The sequence below is a fragment of the Streptomyces sp. H27-H1 genome (assembly GCF_026627445.1).
GTDB lineage: Bacteria > Actinomycetota > Actinomycetes > Streptomycetales > Streptomycetaceae > Streptomyces.
Window position 1 is genome coordinate 18,471 of record NZ_JAPNLJ010000062.1, and the last position, 19,058, is coordinate 37,528.

A 19,058-nucleotide genomic window follows, 5' to 3' on the forward strand; every position below is an offset into this window, starting at 1 on the left:
AGGCACAGACACAGGCTGATGGTGGGAACGACGGTGGCGCTGACCACCGCGGGCGTTCTCGTCTGCCTGGTGACGGCCATGCTCCTCGACCCCAAGGCCGAGGCCGGGGCCGGCGTGGCCGCACCACCCGCCGCCACCCGGGCGGGAGTCGCGCCCGCGGCCCCGACGAGCCCCGCGCCCCCGGCGTCCGGCTCACCCGCCGCGGAGACCCCGGCCTCCGCGACCGCCACCGCCACCGCCACGGCCACCGCCGCCGGCACGACCAGCGCGGCGCCGCAGCCTTCGGCGAAGGCAACCCCGCCGGCGGCGTCCAACCCGGCACGGTCGTCGGGACGCATCCAGCCCGGGACCACCTACAAGGGCGTCGCCACCGCCTACGCCGCCGCCGACGGCAACGGCGCCTGTCTGTTCGGCCCGAGCGACGACCTCATGATCGCGGCGATGAACACCACCGACTACGAGTCGTCCAGGGCGTGCGGCGCGTACGTGCGCGTACGTGCCGCGAACGGCGCCTCGATCACCGTCCGGATCACCAACGAATGCCCGCTGCCCTGCGCACCCGGACAACTGGACCTCAGCGAACAGGCCTTCGCGAAACTGGCCGCTCTCAAGACCGGCCGTCTCCCGATCACCTGGACCCTGCTGAGCCCCCGCACGTCCGACACCCTCTCCCTCCGGTACAAGACCGGGTCCAGCCCCCACTGGTGCGGCATCCAGGTGATCGACCACCGGAATCCGGTCGCACGACTGGAGGTACGCACCGGGAAGGGCTGGCAGAGACTGCCCCGTACCGACTACAACTACTTCCTCTCCGTCGACGGCAGCGGATGCGGCGGCGCGATAAGGATCACCGACATCTACGGAGAGCAGCTGACGGTCGACGGGACCGCACTGCTGCCGAACGTCGCGCAACCGACCCGCGTCCAGTTCGCCGTGCACTGAAACCGGACGCCGCGGGGTAGCGGAGCCGGCGTACGCCGCATCGGAGCGCCCCTGCTGACCGGGCACTGGTACGCTGCCGCCCGGATGTTAGCGCACACATTTGCGAAGGGGACGACCAACGGACATGGTCCTCGATGACGCGTCCGCGGAGTTCCACGACTTCTTCGAACGCCACTACGCGGAACTCGCCCGGTTCGCCCATCTCCTGACGGGCGAGGCGGACGGCGCCGACGATCTGGCCGCGGACGCCCTGATCGCACTGTGGCAGCGCTGGGACCGGCTGCGCCAGGCCGAGTACCCGCTCGCCTACGCCCGTGGCGTGGTCGCCAACCTGGCGCGGTCACGGATCCGCAGCGCGGTTCGCGAGCGCCGCCGGATCGCCCTGTTCTGGTCCCGCGGTGTGGAGCCGCTGGACGGTCCGGACGTGGCCGCCGTGGTGGACGTGCGGACGGCTCTCGCCCGGTTGCCGTTCCGGAAGCGGACGTGCGTGGTCCTGCGGCACGCCTTCGACCTGTCGGAGAAGGACACCGCTCTGGCGCTCGGAATATCGGTCGGTACGGTGAAGAGCCAGACCTCGAAGGGGATGGCAGAGCTGGCACGGATGCTGGGCAGCACAGGATCAGCCGGGGAACTGTTGGCGGGGAGGAGGAGTCGTTGAACGAGGAACTCACCGGGCGGCTGCGCGCGGCCGCCGAGGCCCACCAGCCCGACCGTGCCCGGATCCTGGCACGCGTGGAACGCGGCATGTCCGGCGCCCCCGCCCGCCACCGCGAGCGGTCCGGCGCGAGGCCCTGGCCCAGGATCGCTCTCGCCTCCCTCACCGCGGTCGGCACTCTGGCCGTCGGTGGTTTCGCCGTCGCCGCCATCGTCCAGTCCCCGCCGGCCCGCCCGGAGGCCTCGGCCACCCCCGCCGCGCCATCCACGCCGTCCGGGAAGCCCCGACCGACACCGTCGACACCATCGGCGCCCGCCACCGGCCGCCCGACCACACCGGACCGTTCGTCCCCGACGGGGCCCAGCCCTTCGGCGTCAAGTCCCGCGGGCTCGACCCCGCCCGGCAGCGCGCACGTCCAGGACGGGCCCCTGTCGTCGTCCGGCGCCTTGGGCGCGAACAGCAACACCTTCTGGGCGCAGAGCAACATCACCCTCAAGTCCACCCAGCCGCTCACCGCACTCACCGTGGAACTGCGCATCAGGCAGACCGGCGCAGTGCGGAGCACCGGCAACTGGCGGACGATGCCCGCCGAGGATTTCACCGTCACCGTGCAGAACGAGGACGGAGCGGTGGTCTACCGCTGGATCCTCAAGCCGGGCCGCACGGTACCGGCCGGACAGCACGTCTTCGCCGGCCAGTACAACCACGCCACCGGCGCACGCGAAGCCGAGCACGACGGCTACCACGTCGACGCCAACGGCCCCAACGGCCCCCTCTCGGTCTGGGGCGGATTCACCCCGGCACGATGAGGCCGTGCCGCTTAGCGCGGAATACGACGGTGTGCGCCCCCTCGGCCAACAGGTAGGCGCAGCTGGTCGCGGGCGTCGTCGACGGCCGCCCTATTGGCCAGTCGCGGACGATGACATCGCGGTCGGTGAGCATGCCCTTCAGCTGGCCGTCGACGTCGACGACGAGAACGTCACCGATGTCCGCGTCGCGGATGGGACGGGCTGCCCCGACAGCGAAGTCAGCGTGCCGACGGTGACAGGGTGTCCGGTCATGAAGTCCTGGGACTGCTGCGTCATGGCAGCCTCCGCTTCTGGCGCCAGATGATCCCTCCACCGGAGCAGCTACCCGGTCGCAGCAGCGGCACGCGCAGACCGGCCGCTCGGATACTTCGCCCCCCCTTCCTGGCAGGCCTGCTTGATCGGACTCACGTGGAGAGTCGTGCTGAGACGCCTGCCGCACCCTCCGCCACCGGGAACCGAGCGCCGTCTGCTCGACGAGATCTCCGCACTCACCTGCGGTCGGGAGGAACGTCACGGAGTCCAACGCCAGCGAACCTGAGTTCTCGTCAGCAGAGTCAGCAAAGGGGCAAGTGCCGGCACTCCCTTACACGCGCTTCGACGAGCGTGCCAAAGACACTCTCACCGCCTGGGAAGCCGCGGTCATCGCCACTTATCAGGTCGCTTTCAACCCCACCGCTGGCACTGCCGCCCTGCTCGTACCTCACCTCATCGCAGAACAACTGACTACGACGGCTTCGTCCACGATGCCAGTCAAGCCCCTGGGCACACATGGCAATGCTGCCACCGCCGAACACCTGCTGGCGCAATGGCTCCCTGGCCACGTACCGGAGCAAGCCCCTTCACCTACACCCCCCCCCAGCCACCCAAATGGCTATGTCCGGACCCGGCTATCGCGGCGCTAGAACCGACAACACACGGACACCACTGCCCGGCAGAACAGGGCGGCGAATCCCGATGACCGGAATCAGGGATTCGCCGCACGTGCTTCCACGTGTTCCGTCGTCAGAAACAGATCCAGCGAGAACAGACGGAAGATAACCACAGGTCAGAGCCTTGCAGGCCCGACTTCGTGGCATGCGTGATGTGCGTTATGGGCGCTGCGTGCGCGGACGTGACGCTGGTTTGCTGCTCGGAGCCGACCTGGACTGCGGCCGGGTGCGGCTTTCTCTTGACGCCGTCAGGGCGAGACATGCGGCCACGACGGAGAGTGTGGCGAGGGCCGCCAAGAGGTGGGGGTATCCGCCGAGTGGGGCGGCGAGGGCTGCACTTGCCCAGGGGGCCAGGGCTGCCGCGATGTGGGCCGGTGCGCCGAGGAGTCCGGAGAGGCGGCCGTAGTGAGTGGTGCCCCAGCGGTCGGTGACTGCGGTGGCCTGGAGGAGGGTGAGGTTGCCTCGGACGACTCCGGCGAGGACCGCAAGGACGACCAGCAGGAGCATGGGACCGGGGATGAGGGCCGGCGTTGCCGTGGTCGCGCCGCCGAGGGTGATGAGGGTGATGAGGGTGACCGTACGGGTCGTGACGGGCGTGCGGGCTGACAGACCTGTGTAGAGGGTGCGGCCGAGGGTCTGGCCGGCGCCGCCGAGTCCGAGGGCCCAGGCGGCGGTTGTCGCGTTCGCGCCTCGTTCGCTGAGGAGCGGGATGAGGCCCATGACGACGGCGTACATGGCGAAGCCGGAGAGGGTGAATCCGCGGCCAGGAGAAGGAAGGGGCGGCTGCGGGTGACCGGGATGCGGTCGATGACGGGTGGCGCTGCTGGTGCGGGCGACCAGGGGGCGCGTAGGGCCAGGGCGTGCGCGGGGATGGTGATAGCGGCCAGGATTACGGCGAGGATCGCGTACGTGGTGCGCCAGCTCAGGTGCTCGGCGAGCACCGCGGTCAGGGGGGGCGAAGACGGTGGAGGCGAGCCCTCCCGCGAGGGTGACGCTGGTCAGGGCCCGGACACGGCCGGGCCCCCACCAGCGGGTGAGTGCGGCGAAGGCGGGCGGGTAGAAGGTGGCTGCCATGATCACTCCGGCAAGCATCCAGCCCACCGTGAAGACGGCCAGGTTGGGTGCGGAGGCGATGACGAGGAGGGCGAGGGTGCCGAGTACGGACCCGGCGGTCATCACGGCGCGCGGCCCTCGGCGGTCGAGGATCCGGCCGATCGGGATGCCCGCCACGGCGGAGACAAGGAGCGCGAGGGAGAAGGCTGCCGTTGCGCCGTTGACGGACCAGCTGGTGGCAGCCGTCAGCCGCGGGAGCAGGACGGGGAAGGCGTAGTAGACGATTCCCCAGCTGGTGATCTGCGTGGCGCAGAGCGCGGGCAGCACGGCGCGGGGCAGCGACCGGTCCCCCGTTCCGGCCGCGGCGCCGCTGCTTTGAAGGTGGGTCACCGTGGGTCAGCAGCCGCCGGATTGGGCCGGGGCACCGACGCCGACGGTGAGCGTGGCGGGGGCCGCGCAGCAGCCGCCACCGGTCTCTTCGGCGGCCTGGGGCTGGTCAAAGAGACCGGCGCCGCCGCACACACCGGTTTCCGGGAGGGTGAGTTCGACGCGCTCGGCGGCCTCCTGGTCACCCGCGAGGGAGGCTGCGATGGAGCGGACCTGCTCGTAGCCGGTCATGGCGAGGAAGGTCGGGGCTCGCCCGTAGGACTTCATGCCGACGAGGTAGAGGCCCTGTTCGGGATGGGAGAGCTCATTCACGCCGTGGGGGTAGACGGTGCCGCAGGAGTGCTGGTTCGGGTCGATCAGCGGGGCCAGCTCGATGGGGACCTGGAGGCGCTCGTCGAGGCCCAGGCGCAGCTCGTTGACGAAGGACAGGTCGGGGCGCAGGCCGGTCAGCACGATGACCGCGTCGACCGCGTCGAGGCGGCGGCCGTCCTCAGCGACCAGTACCAGGCGACCGTCGCTGTCGCGCTCGACGGCGTCGGTGCGGAAGCCCGTGACCGCGTCGGCGTATCCGTCCTCGACGGCGGCCTTGGCGGCAAGGCCGAGGGCGCCGGTTCGATCGGCGCGAGGGTGCTGACGCGGTTTTCGTACTCGCGGCAGGCCCTGCGCTGGGCCGGGACCCGCGACGCCCTGGGCGCCGTCGAGCGGCTGGCAGTGGGCGAGGAGCTGGCGGTGCACCGCGGGGACGGCGGTGACGCGCAGGGTGTAGCCCTGACCGCGCCGTACTGTCACGCCCTGGTCGACAGCGGCGCGCGCCGACGCTGGCGCGGAGGCCGACGGCCCGGCGGGCCCGCCACGGGTGGGTGGCGTTGCTGCCGGGCCGTCAGTCACTCACGCGGTCTCACTTCCTGTGCAGAGCCTTGCGGCGACGTCCGCGAAGCGCCAGCATGCCACCGGCAGCGACGGCCAGCAGGCCGCCGACGGCGCTGTACGTGGCAGCGTCGCTCATCCCGGTGGAAGCCAGGCCGCCGGACGTGCTGCTCGGGCTCGGGCTCGGGCTCGGGTGGCCGACGGGTGCGCCTTTCTCCGCCTGTGCACGGGTGCCGGTCGTGCCGGAGGCGGAGACAACCGGCGTGGCGGCGGTCGGCGTGGGGGCGGGCGACGGCTTGTCAGCGCCGGCAGTCTTCGACGCGGGCTTCAGCTGAAGAGTCGTGATCGAGTACGGCGGCAGCGTCTGTGCGACCGCCGTGCCCCGCTCCGCCGTCGTCAGGGCGGTGCCTTCCTTGGCATACGAAACGGTCGTGACCGCCCCTGCGGCCGGGGTGAATCCGGCGTACGAGAGCGACACCTGCGCCGCGTTCTGCGGGCTCTTGTTGATCAGCATGACGTTCAGACCGCCGTTGCTGCTCCGTACCGCGTGCACAGCAACCGACGAGTCGCCCGAGGACGACTTGACCATGGTGTCGCCAGGCTGCGCCAGTGCGGTCAGCGAGCGGATGCCCCAGTAGGTGGGGAAGGGCGTATCGCGCGGCGGTTGGCACTTCCCTCCGGCGCAGGTTCCGGCGGAGAGCACGCCCCCGTCCTGGTAGTCGGTCTCGCCGTTGACGGTGGTGGGGGCCTGGTCCGTGCCGTTGTGCAGGTTCCACCAGTCCACGTGGGTGGCGCCGTGCTCGAACCAGCTCATGTAGGTGTCCGGCGCGAACAGGGCTGCGGCCTGGCTGGTCAAGGCGGGCGAGAAGACGGTGTCGGTCTCGGTGACCGCGATCTCCACCGAAGCGGCGTGCGAGCCCGCGTACTTGGCGATCAGCGAGCGCAGCGAGGACGTGACACCGGCGATCCGGGAGGGAGTGTTCAGCAGGTCGGCCGTGGTGGTGCCGCCCGGATACCAGTGGACGATGACGAAGTCGATCGAGCTTCCCGCGATGGAGAGCACCGTGTTGTTCCAGTCGGCGCTGTCACCGGGAGCCTTCTCCTTGTCCGGCCAGTAGCCGGGGGTGGTGAGCACCGCTCCGATCTTCACCTTCGGGTCCACGGCCTTCATCGCCTTCGCGTAGGCGATCAGGTTGTTCGCGTACGCCGTCGGGCTCTTGTCAGCGTGCTTATCAAGTTCCCAGCCCTTGCCGTCGCCGTAGTGCCCGTTGCCGTAGACCTCGTTGCCGATCTCCCAGTACTTCACGCCGTAGCCTTTGTCGACGTTGGCGTACTTGACCCAGTCGGCGGCTTCCTGGGGGGTGCCGGAGCCGTAGTTCGCGGTCAGGATCGGCTGGGCGCCGACCGTCTTCGCGGTGGCCATGAAGTGGTCGAAGTCGGTGTTGGAGGGGATCCAGCCCTTGCCGTCGCCGGAGGTGTGGGTCTTCCAGTGGTAGTCGTCCGCGCCGGAGCCGCCGGGATAGCGCAGCTGCCGGACTCCCGCGGCCTTCATGAGCGATGTCACCTTGGCGTCGCCCATGTGCTCGTCGCCGAAGCCCGTGTTGAGGCCGACACCACTGCCGGGCACCGTGCCCAAGGAGGTACCGGCATCCACACTGATGCCGACGGTCGTTGCGGCGCCCGCGCTGGGCGCCAGGGCGCCGACACCGGCCGAGGCGGCGAGCACCGCCACCGCCCCCAGGGCAAGATGCCGGAGCATCCGGCTACGGCGGGGCGTGCGCCCCCGAGGCATCGGCTGCTCTGCGGATCTCGGGTCGTGTGGTGACACGTGGGGCTCCGATCGGGTGTTGAAATAGATGGCGTAGCGCCGCTGACCAGGGCTCGCCCTCGTCGGTACACCCCTTAGTGGCCACTCGGAGCGGAAAGGTTGCCGTCTCAATCGTTTTTCGCCGAGACGCGGTCGCACCGTCTCACCGGACCCGGTGCCCCCGTGACCCGGTGCCCCGGTGACACGCCCGGGCCCCCTCTCCACCTCGACGGCGCGAACCGTCACATGCTTCCGGCCGCACACCGCCCCGCGGTGGCCGGGCGGCTGAAGCCGCACAGGAAGCACAGGAAAAGACAGACGGCGGCAGCCGCCCATCAACTGCCACGACCACGGTGACTCCGGGCCGTGATCGCTGTCTCAACGACGACTTCGAGGAAACCGCCTGCAACTGACCTGGCCTGCTGAAACTGCTGCTCGTCCAGTGGCGTATATCGGCTACCCCGGCCGGCAAAAGGTCTTGGACAGGGAGGGCTGATCACCTCCGTGGAACGGCGTTCCGTTCGAAGCCCCCCATGCGGGGGCTCGTTCCGGCGGCGCCGGGCCGGACTTCCAGCGGCTCGCGGAGATGATCTGGCCACAAACTCGATAAAACACGGCAGGCAGGCTCCCGACAGTCGTTCATCAGCGTGCCGCAGTGCGCGCGCTGTGCGCTCCCTTTCGCGGTGGGGCTCATGCGGTCATCCTGGCGATATGGCGACGCTCCCGAAGGCTCCATGCCCCTCTTGCTCCGTCCCCCACGCCCTGCTCGGTACGAAACGGATCGGGTACGGGTCGGTAAAGGACCACAAGACCGAACCCCGCGCGCTGGTGCTGTGTCCGGGCAGCATGGTCCACGTCGCCTACGCCGAGGCACGAGCGTGGCAGCTCGAGTTCGAGCGCGCCCAGCAGGAGGCAGCAGCATCGGCCCCGACTGAGGAAGGACTCTTCGAGGGATGAAAATCGCAGAGCGCACCCGTTCAACTCATCAGCAGCAACAAGGGATGCGCGAGATTGACTGGCCTCCCGCCAGCTCTCGTCCCTCACCCCGGACGGCAGGAGCATCGTGAGTGACCGAGAGGTAGCGCTGAACAGCGACGCTGGACCCGCGCTTTGGGTAGCAGGTGCGGTGGTGGTTCATGAGGGGCGTGTCCTGCTGGTCAAGCGACGGGTCGCGGAGGGCCGACTCTCCTGGCAGTTCCCGGCAGGCAAGGTCGAGCAGGGCGAGACTTTTGAGGAAGCCGCCGTCCGCGAGACGAAGGAAGAGGCGGGCCTGGACGTGGTCGCCGTCAGCAGGCTGGGAGAGCGCGTCCATCCGATCACCGGCCGGCCTGTGTCGTACACGGCCTGCGAGGTAGTCGGCGGGACCGCGCACGTCGCGGACCTCGATGAGATCGCTGAGGTCGCATGGGTGGCTCCGTGGGAGATCCCGCGGTACATCCCGTATGGGCTCTTCGAGCCCGTGCGGCGACACCTGGACTCCGCCCTTCAAACTTGACCGCAGACCAGGATGAAAGTCTCCGCTGTTCGACCCTGGCCTGCACGTCGGGCACCTTGAGCTGGATCTTCGCGTTGCGACCGGCGACGAGCTTGTAGGGGCGCGGTGCGTGCCCCCGGGCGTGACGCCTTCCGATGAACCCATCACACGGACGTGCCGCCTCACCGAGCAACCCGTGCGCGTCGAGCGAGTCAGCGATTCGGCACCACACCCGGCAACAGGTAGCGCCCCAGATCCGCGCTACCTGGAGGAACCAAGCAATTTGTTGGCTTCACACAACTGCGCAGCCTGCCTGCCGCCTTCAAGTATGGCTGGCGCAACGAGACCAAGATGCCCCCCTGAACCCAGTCCTACCGAAGACCCAAGCTGAGCCGGGCCCACCCCTTGACCCGAGCCGCGTGTGAGCAAAGCTCCGCAGAGCCCTATCCCAGCTGATCTAACTACTCGTCAGCAGAGTCAGCAAAGGGTCAGTATTCGTTGGACTAGACCTGACCACAGTCTGATCCACATGAGACGCCAGACCAAGATCAAGATGCTCTTGCGGAGATCGCCTCGGTCGCCAATCGACCTCAGAAAACGGAAGGACGGCAGGCGTCACACGTTTGCCCGTTCAGGACTACATCAACACAGGTCAGCGCGTCCTGCCCCTGGGCTTCAGGCGAGTTGGGGGCAGTTCCGGGGCTGGAATCGGAGGGCCGTCGTAGCCCTTCACCTCGCCGTATCGGGTCCCGTTCACCCAGTCCTCGCGGAAGCCTGCGATATCCTCTTGGGACCGTCCGATCCAGTTCCAGAACATCACGATCTCCTCCTCGAACGGCTCGCCGCCCAGCAGCATCAGGCCGGCGTCCGAGACCGCGCGCAGGGCAAGGTCCGTGCGGCCGCAGCCGAGGTAGAGCATTGACCCCGGGAGGAGCGGGACTCCGTCGACGTGGGCCTCGCCCGACATCGACAGGACCGCGTACTCGAAGTCCGGGTTCAGCGGGAGCCGGGTCTCCGTGCCCGCCGCCAGGGCCAGGTCCGCGCCGACGATCGGGCTGTACGCGGTTCCGGGCGAGGTCGCCGAGTCCAGGGTGCCCAGGATGACCGTCGCCGTCAGGCCCGGGGCGGTGACCTGTGGGAGCTGCGCATGGTGCTGGAAGTGCGGGTCCACGTCGCGGTGTGCGTCCGGGAGGGCCACCCACAGCTGGGCGCCGTGCAGGAAGCGGGCGTGCGGGCGCGGGCTCTCCTCGGAGTGGCTGATGCCCCCGCCGGAGGTCATCAGGCCGAGTTCGCGCGGGCGGATCGTCGCCAGGCTGCCGACGCTGTCACGGTGCAACACCTCGCCCTCGTGGAGCCAGCTGACCGTCTGGAGCCCGGAGTGGGGGTGCGGAGCCACGGCCATGCCCGGCTCGTCGGCGATGTCGTCCGGGCCGTAGTGGTCTACGAAGCACCAGGCGCCGACCATGCGGCGGCCCAGGTTCGGCAGGAGGCGGCGGACCTCGGTGGAGTCGCCGAGTTTGACGGTGCGCGGGCTCAGAAGCTCGCGTACGGGCTCGGCGACGACGAAACCGCGGCCGCCGCAGGTGGAGAGAGCGGGCTGGCGATCGAGATTGCTCATACCGCACAACTTAGTCGCGTCGCCGCCGCGGGGGTCATGGGAATGTGCGTCCGGATCCACGTGTTGGAGCAGCCGGACACAGCGACGGCGAGCACGGCACAGCACCTGTAGGGCGGAAGGGATCCGATGGACGCGCAGCAGGACTACCTGAAGCAGCAGCAGGTCTACCTGGAGCACGGGAGCGCGGCCGAGCGCTGGGACCGCGGCAGGCTCTTCTTCGACGCGAAGGAGTACGCGACCGCCGCCCGGGTCCTGCACGGCGTGGCGGCCGAGGCCCCCGAGCTGCTGGCGCCCCGGCTGCTGCTGGCCCGCGCCTACTACCACTCGGCGCAGCTCTCCCGGGCCGAGGGCGAGCTCCGCGCGATCCTGGAGCGCTGGCCCGTGGAGGACTACGCGCAGCTGATGCTCGGGCGGACCCTGGAGCGCCAGGGGCGGGCCGCCGACGCGGCTCCGTACCTGCGGATCGCCGCCGCGATGGCCGGGGAGTTCCCGGAGTAGCGGTATCGAACCGGCATGGGACCGGCGTCCCTGTGGCGCCGCCGTACCGCGCCGGCCACTCTCCCGGCCCCGCCCGTGCGGGACCGGGGCGGTCCCTCGGTTAGCCTGGGGACAATATGAACCGTCTGACCACGCCTTCCGGCTCCTACGAGCTCGCCCGCTTCCCCGAGGACCCGCGCGACCGGCTCCGCGCATGGGACGCCGCCGACGAGTACCTGCTCCACCACCTCGAATCCGGTACGGGTGAACGCGGCCCGGTGGATCTGGCCGGTGCCGGGCAGATCACCGTGATCGGCGACCGCTGGGGGGCGCTGACGACGGCGCTGGCCGCACACCACCCCACCCAGATCACCGACTCCGTCCTGACCCGCTCCGCCACCGCGGCCAATCTGGACCGCAACGGCATCGGGACCGCCAAGAGCACGGTGACCCTGCTGACGACGCAGGACGCGCCGCCGGAGCGGATCGACGTACTCCTGGTGCGGGTGCCCAAGAGCCTGGCGCTGCTGGAGGACCAGCTGTACCGCGTCGCTCCACACGTGCACGCCGGGACCGTGGTCGTCGGCGCCGGCATGGTGAAGGAGATCCACACCTCCACGCTGCGGCTCTTCGAGAAGATCCTTGGTCCGACGAAGACCTCGCTGGCCGAGAAGAAGGCCCGGCTGATCTTCTGCACGCCCGGGAACCCCGGGGCCGTTCACCCGAGGACCGACGGGCCCTGGCCGGTGACGTACACCGTCGACCAGGATGCCGGGTCGGGCTCCGGTCTGACCGTGGTCAACCACGCCGGGATCTTCTGCGCGGACCGCCTCGACGTCGGCACCCGCTTCTTCCTCCAGAGCATTCCGACCAACACGGACGGGGCCCGCGTCGTCGACCTGGGCTGCGGCAACGGCATCGTCGGTACGGCGGTCGCGGTGGCCGACCCGGATGCCGAGGTCGTGTTCACGGACGAGTCGTACCAGGCGGTGGCCTCGGCGGAGGCGACGTACCGCGCGAACATCCAAGGACGCCTGGACCGAGCGGAGTTCCTCGTCGGGGACGGTGTCGCGATGCTGCCGCCCGCTTCGGTGGACCTGGTGCTCTGCAACCCGCCCTTCCACTCCCACCAGGCGACGACGGACGCAACGGCGCTGCGGATGTTCGCGCAGTCGCGCAAGGTGCTGCGGCCGGGCGGAGAACTGTGGGTCGTGGCCAACCGCCACATGGGGTACCACACCCATCTGCGCCGCCTCTTCGGCAACAGTGAAGTCGCCGCGAGCGAGCCGAAGTTCGTCGTCCTGCGGGCGGTCAAGCGGCGCGAGCAGCCCCGGGGTGCGTGACCTGCCGCTACGTCCGCTGCGGCGGCCGTCGGTTCACCCTTCGCCAGCCCGCCGGTAGGCCCGTCGGCAGGTCAGCCTGGGAGCACGGCGGCGGCCTGCCCCAACTGCGGGGCCTGGAAGCCGTTCGGCCCCACCGCCTCCCCCGAGGACACCCGGCGGGTGGCGGGGCTCGGGTACGTGACGATCGACGGGGACCTGCTCACGCATCGCAGTCGGCGGATGCCGGAGGCGACGCTGACGCTGCTGCGGGCGGGGGTGCCGCTCGGCGAGGTCCTGAACGCGGGGGACTTCGTACACACGCAGGCGGCCGCGTCCGCGGACCGGTTCGTCGCGCTGTTCAGGGCGCACGTGATCGGCGCGGAGGGGCTGGAGCAGCTTTCGGCCACGCGGCTGCGGCACATCACCGAGGCGGTGGCGGTGGCGCGTCCGCTGGCGGGCGAGGTCGTGGCCGTCGAGTTCGCCCGGGGCAGCGGGAGGGGCCGCCTCAGGCCCCGCGCGGGGAAATCCCGTTGCCCCGCGGCGGTCGGCCGGGTGAAGCTCCTCGGCATGTCACAGAGCACCGTAGAGACCCATGCACCGACGCGACGCGGCGTCGCCGACCTCTTCACCGCCGCCGGCCGCCTCACGGTCATCCCGCGCAAGGCGGCCCGCCGCGAGCAGTTGCTCGGCCACCTCACCGAGACCCTCTTCGTGGAGGGCCGGGACTACACGGAGCCCGAGGTGAACGGGCTGCTGCTCACCGTCCACGAGGACTGCGCGGCGCTGCGGCGGTACCTGGTCATCGCCGGGCACCTCACCCGGACCCGCGACGGCTCCGGCTACCGGCGGGCCACGACCACCCTGTAGTGGGTCGTCAGGCGGCCGTCCTCACCGATCACGTGGAAGGCCACGGCCGGCGGCTCGTCGAGATGGACGTACTCGCTGTCGCCGGACGCCGCCTCCCACGGGAGCCGTGTCGTGGAGACCACGCCCGGAGCCACGAGCAGCGGGCGCCCGGCGAAGGTGGTCGCCGCGCCGGTGTGGGCGTGCCCGCACAGGAACGCCTTCAGGTGCGGATGCCGCTCGACGAGCGCCGCGAGCCGCTCCTCGCCGAACTGCCGGATGCCGTCCACGTACGGGATGTGCAGCGGCACGGGCGGGTGGTGGAAGGCGACCAGGACCGGCACCTCGCGCGGGGTGTCGGTGAGCACCCCGTCCAGCCAGGCGATCGTCGAGTCCTCCAAGTAGCCCTGGTGTTCACCGGGTACGGAGGAATCGCACACCGCGAGGACGAAGCCGTCGCCGCGCAGCACCTGGTCGACCGGGGCCCCGGATGGGCGCCCCTCCTGCGCCAGCAGGACCCGCCGGAAGGCGGTGCGGTCGTCGTGGTTCCCGGGGCAGACGACCAGCGGATGGCGTGAGCCGAGGGCTTTGCGCGCCTCCTCGTACTCGTCCGCGCGCCCGTGATCGGCGATGTCGCCGCTCACCAGCACCGCGTCGAGCTCGTACGGGAGCCCCTCCAGGTACTCCATGACGGCGCGGGTCCGCTCGGCGGCCCGATCGCCGCCGTCGAGGTGGACGTCGCCGAGGTGGGCCATCACGATCACGGGCAGAGCTCCTTCGGTCCGGGAGCTGGGAATTGTATGCCCGCGGGGATACGGGGGGTCCGGCGTGGCGGGGCAAGGAGCTGGACCGGCAGAGGCGGCGTCCGGCCGACACGGATGGCCCCGGCCGGCCGACACGGGTGGCGCCGGCCGGATCGGGTAGCCCTGCCCTGATCGGGCCCCGGCCGGATCGGGCGGCGCCCGAGGACCCCTCTCCGCCTCCCCAGCTACCCGCGGTACGTCTCCAGCAGCCGCAGCCAGATCTCGCTGATCGTCGGAAACGCCGGAACCGCGTGCCACAGCCGCTCGATCGGCACCTGCCCCACGATGGCGATGGTCGCCGCGTGCAGGAGCTCGGCCGCGCCCGGCCCGACGAAGGTGACGCCGAGCAGGATCTCGCGGTCCAGGTCCACCACCATGCGGGCCCGGCCCCGGTATCCGTCGGCGTACAGGCCCGCTCCGGAGACCTTGCCGAGGTCGTAGTCCACGGCCCGGACCCGGTGGCCGGCCCGCTGCGCCTCCGCGAGGGTGAGGCCCACCGACGCGGCCTCCGGGTCGGTGAACACGGCCTGGGGAAGCGCCTCGGTGTCGGCCGTCGCCGCGTGCGTTCCCCAACGGCCGTCGTCCAGCGCCGCGTTGCCCGCCGCGCGGGCGGCGATGACGGAGCCCGCGATCCGGGCCTGGTACTTCCCTTGATGGGTGAGCAGCGCCCGGTGGTTGACGTCGCCGACCGCGTACAGCCAGTCGATCCCCGGGACCCGGCAGCTGTCGTCCACCGCGATCCAGCCGCCCGGGGTGAGCCCGACGGTGTCCAGCCCGATGTCCTCGGTGCGCGGGGACCGGCCCGTCGCCATCAGCAGTTCGTCGCCCTCCACCGTCTCGCCGCCTGCGAGCACCACGGTGACGGGCCCGGTCGAGCCGTCCCGTACGACCGACTCGACGGCCACACCCGTACGGACCACCGCTCCGGCCTCGCGCAGCGCATCGGCGACCAGTTCCCCGGCGAAGGGCTCCATGCGCGGCAGAAGCCCGGAGCCCCGTACGAGCAGGGTCACCTCGGAACCGAGTGCCTGCCAGGCCGTGGCCATCTCGGTGGCCACCACCGATCCGCCGACGACCAGCAGCCGGCCCGGCGCAGCCTGCGCGGAAGTGGCTTCGCGGCTGGTCCACGGGCGGGCGTCCCGCATGCCCGGCAGGTCCGGGATCACGGCCCGGGTGCCGGTCGCGACGACGACCGCGTGCCGGGCGGAGAGCACGTGGTGCTCCCCCTCCGGGCTGGTGACGGCGACCTTGCGGACTCCGTAGAGCCGCCCGTGGCCCCGGTACACGTGGGCGCCGACCGACTCCAGCCAGTCGATCTGGCCGTCGTCCTTCCAGCTCCCCGTCCAGTAGTCGCGGTGCGCGAACACCGCTTCCGCGTCCAGCGGGCCGGCCACGGACCCCGCGAGACCGGGCACCCGGCGCGCGTCGGCCCGGGCCAGCGCCGGGCGCAGCAGCGCCTTGCTGGGCACGCAGGCCCAGTACGAGCACTCGCCGCCCACCAGCTCGCTCTCGACCAGCGCCGTGCTCAGCCCGGCGGCGCGGGTCCGGTCCACGACGTTCTCACCGGCCGGTCCCCCACCGAGGACCACTACGTCGTACTCCACCGCTTCAGTCATACGGGCCAGTCTCACGCACGGCGGGAGCCCGTCACGTGATCAGGCGTCCGGCGTGCCGGGCTCCTCGGCAGCGGCGGCGTCCTGCTCGGCGGCGATCTTCGTCCGCACCTCGTCCATGTCCAGCGCCCGGGCCTGGGCGATGAGGTCCGTCAGCGCGGCTTCGGGCAGCGCGCCGGGCTGCGAGAAGATCGCGACCTGGTCCCGGACGATCATGAGGGTCGGGATCGAACTGATCTGGAAGGCACTGGCGAGTTCCTGCTGCGCCTCGGTGTCCACCTTGGCGAAGACCAGGTCGGGATTGGCCTCGGAGGCCTTCTCGTAGACCGGGGCGAACTGCAGGCAGGGACGGCACCAGCCCGCCCAGAAGTCGATCAGGACGAACGAGTTCTCGCTCACCGTCCGGTCGAAGTTCTCCTTGGTCAGTTCGACGGTAGCCACGGTATTCCAGTCCTCCTGAGTGCTGTGCTGCTTGTTCTCGCTGCTTGTCCCCTGAACGAACGACCGGCTCGAAGCATTCCTGGCCGTGCCCGAACGGACCGTACACACCCTAGAACGGATGCCCGCCCGGAGCGGCGCGGAGCGTGGTCCACCGCAGCTCGGTGAAGGCGTCGAGGTTCGCCTCGCCTCCGAAGCGGGCGCCGGTGCCGGACGCGCCGATGCCGCCGAAGGGGGCCACCGCCTCGTCGTTCACCGTCTGATCGTTGACGTGCGCCGTCCCGACCGGGATCCGCGCGGCCAGGTCCAGCCCGCGCGCCGCGTCACCGGTGACGATCCCGAGGGAGAGCCCGTAGGGGCCGGCGGAGGCCAGCTCCACGGCCTCGTCCTCCGTCGCGAAGGACCGTACGGGCGCGACCGGGCCGAAGACCTCCTCGGCGTAGGCGGGGCTGTCGTCGCCGGCGCCCGCCAGCACCGTGGGCCGGTAGAACAGGTCCTGGTGGGCGCCGCCCGCGACGAGCTTGGCGCCCTGCGCGGTGCTGGCTTCCACCAGGCCGTGGACCCGGTCCAGCTGGGACCGGTCGATGAGGGGCCCCAGGTGCACCCGCTCGCGGTACGGGTCTCCGACCGCGAGCTCCTCCGCGCGCGCGGCGAGCCGCTCCACGTACTCGTCGTAGAGCGAGGCGTGCACGAGGTGCCGGCCGGCCGTCATGCAGATCTGGCCCTGGTGGAAGAAGGAGCCCCAGGAGGCCTGCGCGACCGCCGCCTCCACGTCCGCGTCGCGGAGCACGACGAGCGCCGAGTTTCCGCCCAACTCGAGGTGGGCGCGCTTGAGGTGACGGCCCGCCAGTTCACCGACGGCCCGGCCGCTCGCGGTGGATCCGGTGAACGACACCACCCTGACCAGGGGGTCGGCGATCACCGCCGCGCCCGTTTCCGCGCCGCCGGGCAGGACGTGCAGCAGTCCGCCCGGCAGGCCGGCCGCCGCGAAGACGGCAGCGAGTGCGAGCCCGCCACAGACCGCGGTACGGCGGTCCGGCTTGAGGAGCACCGCGTTGCCGAGGGCGAGCGCGGGCGCCACGGAGCGGATCGAGAGGATCAGCGGTGCGTTGAAGGGCGCCACCACCCCCACCACACCGACCGGTTCTCGGCGGGTGAAGGACAGCCGCGGCGCCTCGCTCGGCAGCACCTGCCCGGTCGGACGCGAGGCCAGGGCCGCGGCCTCGTAACACTCCTGCGCGGCGACGTGCAGCTCGAAGTCGGCCTTGCCCGGGATGGATCCGGACTCCCGCACCAGCCAGTCCCGCAGCTCGTCGGCATGGGCGGTGAACAGGTCCCCGGCCCGGCGCAGCACGGCCGACCGCTCCAGGTGCGTGGCCCGCGCCCAGTCCCGCTGGGCCGCGTGGGCCCGTACGGCGACCTCGGCGATATCGGCCGGGGAGGCCAGGTCGATGGTGGCGAGGGTCTGGCCGGTGGCGGGTTCGACGACCGCGGCGGTCCCTCCGGTGAGGGTGGGTCCGTCCTGCCAGAGCGTCGGATCGAGGAGCGGCATGGCGCGGGGCCTCCGGTTGCGGCGAGCGTGGCGGGGGGGGGCGGCAGCAGGCGCCATCGTGCCATCCCACCGCACCGGAGGCATCAATTCTGTTCAGTTGTCGGGCAGTTGCCAGCCGAGTATGACCGGAAACGATCGAATGCCCAGGGGGAGGCGATCAGCGCTCCAGAACGAGGGCGATGCCCTGCCCCACACCGATGCACAGAGCCGCGACCCCGGTACCGGATCCGGCCGCCGCGAGCTGGTGCGCCACCGAACCCGCCAGCCGGGCACCCGAAGCGCCGAGCGGGTGCCCGATCGCGATGGCCCCGCCACGCGGATTGACCACGGCCGGGTCCAGCTCGGGCCAGGCGGCGAGGCATCCCAACGCCTGCGCGGCGAAAGCCTCGTTGAGTTCGAAGGCGGCCAGATCGGCGAAACCTCGGCCCGCCTTGGCGAGCGCTCGCTCGACGGCCTCCACCGGCCCCAGGCCGAAGAGCTGGGGTTCGATCCCGGTGACCGCCGACGCGCTGATCCGGGCCAGCGGCTCCCGGCCGGTGGCGGCGAGACCCTCCTCGTCCGTCAACAGCAGTGCGGCGGCGCCGTCGTTGAGCGGCGAGGCGTTGCCCGCCGTGACCGTGCCGCTGCCGTCACCGCGGAAGGCGGGCTTCAGACGCGCGAGAGCCTCGGGAGTGGAACCCTCCCGGATGCACTCGTCGCGTACGAGGTCCACACCCGCGTACGGGACCACCTCGGGGTCGTACTGCCCGGCGGCCCAGGCGGCCGCCGCCTTGCGGTGGCTCGCCAGCGCGAAGGCGTCCTGCGCCTCGCGGGTGATGCCGTGCTTGTCCGCGACCAGCTCGGCGCCCTCACCGAGGGAACCGGCCCACTCCGCGGGCATCCGGGGGTTGGTCATCCGCCAGCCGAGCGTGGTCGACCACATCTGCTGGTGCCCGGCGGGGAAGGCGCGCTCCGGCTTCTGCACCACCCAGGGCGCCCGGCTCATGGACTCGACACCGCCGGCGATGGCGACGGAGGCGTCGCCGAGCGCGATGGCGCGGGCCGCCTGGACGACGGCTTCGAGCCCGGAGCCGCAGAGGCGGTTGACGGTGACTCCGGGCACGGTCACGGGGAGCCCGGCGAGCAGCACCGCCATGCGGGCCACGTCGCGGTTGTCCTCGCCGGCGCCGTTGGCGTCTCCGAAGACGACGTCGTCGATGCGGGCCGGGTCCAGTGCGGGCGTACGGTCCACGAGCGCGCGCACCACGTGGGCGGCCAGGTCGTCGGGGCGGATCCCGGCGAGGGCGCCGCCGAACTTCCCGATCGGGGTGCGGACGGCGTCGACGACGTAGACGTCGCGGACGGTACGGATGCTCATGGAGTCCCTCCGGGGCGAGCGGGAGGCGGCGCGGCGCACCGACACCGCTGTCCGGCCCGGCGCACGCTCCGCCCGCGCCCGGTGGGGCGCGCCCGAAGTCTCCGTCCCCCCG

The 19,058-nt window shown here is 71.3% G+C and carries 16 protein-coding genes and 2 pseudogenes; 8 read left to right on the plus strand and 10 right to left on the minus strand.

What is annotated here, in order from left to right; all coding sequences use genetic code 11:
- The first annotated feature begins 18 nt into the window (after positions 1 to 18).
- The 3 genes from OTB20_RS37175 (at position 19) to OTB20_RS37185 (ending at position 2,406) form a co-directional block, all read left to right on the plus strand.
- Positions 19 to 942 (plus strand): expansin EXLX1 family cellulose-binding protein, encoded by a 924-nt coding sequence (locus OTB20_RS37175; RefSeq protein WP_267824359.1) that lies wholly within the window; start codon positions 19 to 21, stop codon positions 940 to 942.
- Positions 943 to 1,066: 124 nt separating this feature from the next.
- Positions 1,067 to 1,600 (plus strand): SigE family RNA polymerase sigma factor, encoded by a 534-nt coding sequence (locus tag OTB20_RS37180; RefSeq protein ID WP_267824360.1) that lies wholly within the window; start codon positions 1,067 to 1,069, stop codon positions 1,598 to 1,600.
- Complete coding sequence (locus OTB20_RS37185; RefSeq protein ID WP_267824361.1) at positions 1,597 to 2,406, plus strand: hypothetical protein; 810 nt, start codon at positions 1,597 to 1,599, stop codon at positions 2,404 to 2,406. The genes OTB20_RS37180 and OTB20_RS37185 overlap by 4 nt, the downstream gene beginning before the upstream one ends.
- Before the next feature lie 138 nt (positions 2,407 to 2,544).
- On the opposite strand, the gene OTB20_RS37190 is transcribed toward OTB20_RS37185, so the two are convergent.
- The 4 genes and pseudogenes from OTB20_RS37190 to OTB20_RS37205 form a co-directional block, all read right to left on the minus strand.
- A complete protein-coding gene (locus tag OTB20_RS37190; protein ID WP_267824362.1) occupies positions 2,545 to 2,682 on the minus strand; it encodes a hypothetical protein in 138 nt (45 codons plus the stop codon).
- A gap of 812 nt (positions 2,683 to 3,494) precedes the next feature.
- A pseudogene (locus OTB20_RS37195) lies at positions 3,495 to 4,778 on the minus strand (MFS transporter).
- Between the two features lie 6 nt (positions 4,779 to 4,784).
- Positions 4,785 to 5,384 (minus strand): annotated as a pseudogene (locus OTB20_RS37200) (flavoprotein); the annotation flags it as partial.
- A 289-nt stretch (positions 5,385 to 5,673) separates the two neighbouring features.
- Positions 5,674 to 7,401, minus strand: a complete 1,728-nt coding sequence (locus OTB20_RS37205; RefSeq protein ID WP_267824363.1) for an LPXTG cell wall anchor domain-containing protein — start codon at positions 7,399 to 7,401, stop codon at positions 5,674 to 5,676.
- A 759-nt stretch (positions 7,402 to 8,160) separates the two neighbouring features.
- Between OTB20_RS37205 and OTB20_RS37210 the strand changes: the two genes are divergently transcribed.
- The gene (locus OTB20_RS37210; RefSeq protein WP_267824364.1) at positions 8,161 to 8,406 is read left to right on the plus strand and encodes a hypothetical protein; all 246 of its coding nucleotides are present in this window, start codon (positions 8,161 to 8,163) and stop codon (positions 8,404 to 8,406) included.
- Between the two features lie 169 nt (positions 8,407 to 8,575).
- Complete coding sequence (locus OTB20_RS37215; RefSeq protein ID WP_267824365.1) at positions 8,576 to 8,944, plus strand: NUDIX hydrolase; 369 nt, start codon at positions 8,576 to 8,578, stop codon at positions 8,942 to 8,944.
- Between the two features lie 631 nt (positions 8,945 to 9,575).
- Here OTB20_RS37215 and OTB20_RS37220 read toward each other — a convergent pair.
- On the minus strand, positions 9,576 to 10,541 hold the full coding sequence (locus OTB20_RS37220) for a pirin family protein (RefSeq protein WP_267824366.1): 966 nt from the start codon (positions 10,539 to 10,541) through the stop codon (positions 9,576 to 9,578).
- Positions 10,542 to 10,667: 126 nt separating this feature from the next.
- Here OTB20_RS37220 and OTB20_RS37225 point away from each other — a divergent pair, with 126 nt between their 5' ends.
- The 3 genes from OTB20_RS37225 to OTB20_RS37235 all read left to right on the plus strand — a co-directional run bounded on the left by OTB20_RS37225 (position 10,668) and on the right by OTB20_RS37235 (position 13,207).
- Positions 10,668 to 11,039: a tetratricopeptide repeat protein gene (locus OTB20_RS37225; protein ID WP_267824367.1), complete on the plus strand. Its 372-nt coding sequence runs from the start codon at positions 10,668 to 10,670 to the stop codon at positions 11,037 to 11,039.
- A 125-nt stretch (positions 11,040 to 11,164) separates the two neighbouring features.
- Complete coding sequence (locus OTB20_RS37230) at positions 11,165 to 12,361, plus strand: methyltransferase (protein WP_420716569.1); 1,197 nt, start codon at positions 11,165 to 11,167, stop codon at positions 12,359 to 12,361.
- Positions 12,362 to 12,907: 546 nt separating this feature from the next.
- A complete protein-coding gene (locus OTB20_RS37235; RefSeq protein ID WP_267824375.1) occupies positions 12,908 to 13,207 on the plus strand; it encodes a DUF2087 domain-containing protein in 300 nt (99 codons plus the stop codon).
- On the opposite strand, the gene OTB20_RS37240 is transcribed toward OTB20_RS37235, so the two are convergent.
- The 5 genes from OTB20_RS37240 to OTB20_RS37260 all read right to left on the minus strand — a co-directional run bounded on the left by OTB20_RS37240 (position 13,180) and on the right by OTB20_RS37260 (position 18,946).
- Positions 13,180 to 13,947 (minus strand): metallophosphoesterase, encoded by a 768-nt coding sequence (locus OTB20_RS37240; RefSeq protein WP_267824369.1) that lies wholly within the window; start codon positions 13,945 to 13,947, stop codon positions 13,180 to 13,182. The two genes, OTB20_RS37235 and OTB20_RS37240, sit on opposite strands and share 28 nt — an antisense overlap.
- A gap of 224 nt (positions 13,948 to 14,171) precedes the next feature.
- Positions 14,172 to 15,602: a dihydrolipoyl dehydrogenase family protein gene (locus tag OTB20_RS37245; RefSeq protein WP_267824370.1), complete on the minus strand. Its 1,431-nt coding sequence runs from the start codon at positions 15,600 to 15,602 to the stop codon at positions 14,172 to 14,174.
- A gap of 39 nt (positions 15,603 to 15,641) precedes the next feature.
- Positions 15,642 to 16,148 (minus strand): thioredoxin family protein, encoded by a 507-nt coding sequence (locus tag OTB20_RS37250; RefSeq protein ID WP_267824371.1) that lies wholly within the window; start codon positions 16,146 to 16,148, stop codon positions 15,642 to 15,644.
- Position 16,149: 1 nt separating this feature from the next.
- Entirely contained in the window at positions 16,150 to 17,589 is a 1,440-nt protein-coding gene (locus OTB20_RS37255) for an aldehyde dehydrogenase family protein (protein ID WP_267824372.1), read from the minus strand.
- A 157-nt stretch (positions 17,590 to 17,746) separates the two neighbouring features.
- On the minus strand, positions 17,747 to 18,946 hold the full coding sequence (locus OTB20_RS37260; RefSeq protein ID WP_267824373.1) for a thiolase family protein: 1,200 nt from the start codon (positions 18,944 to 18,946) through the stop codon (positions 17,747 to 17,749).
- Between the last annotated feature and the right edge of the window lie 112 nt (positions 18,947 to 19,058).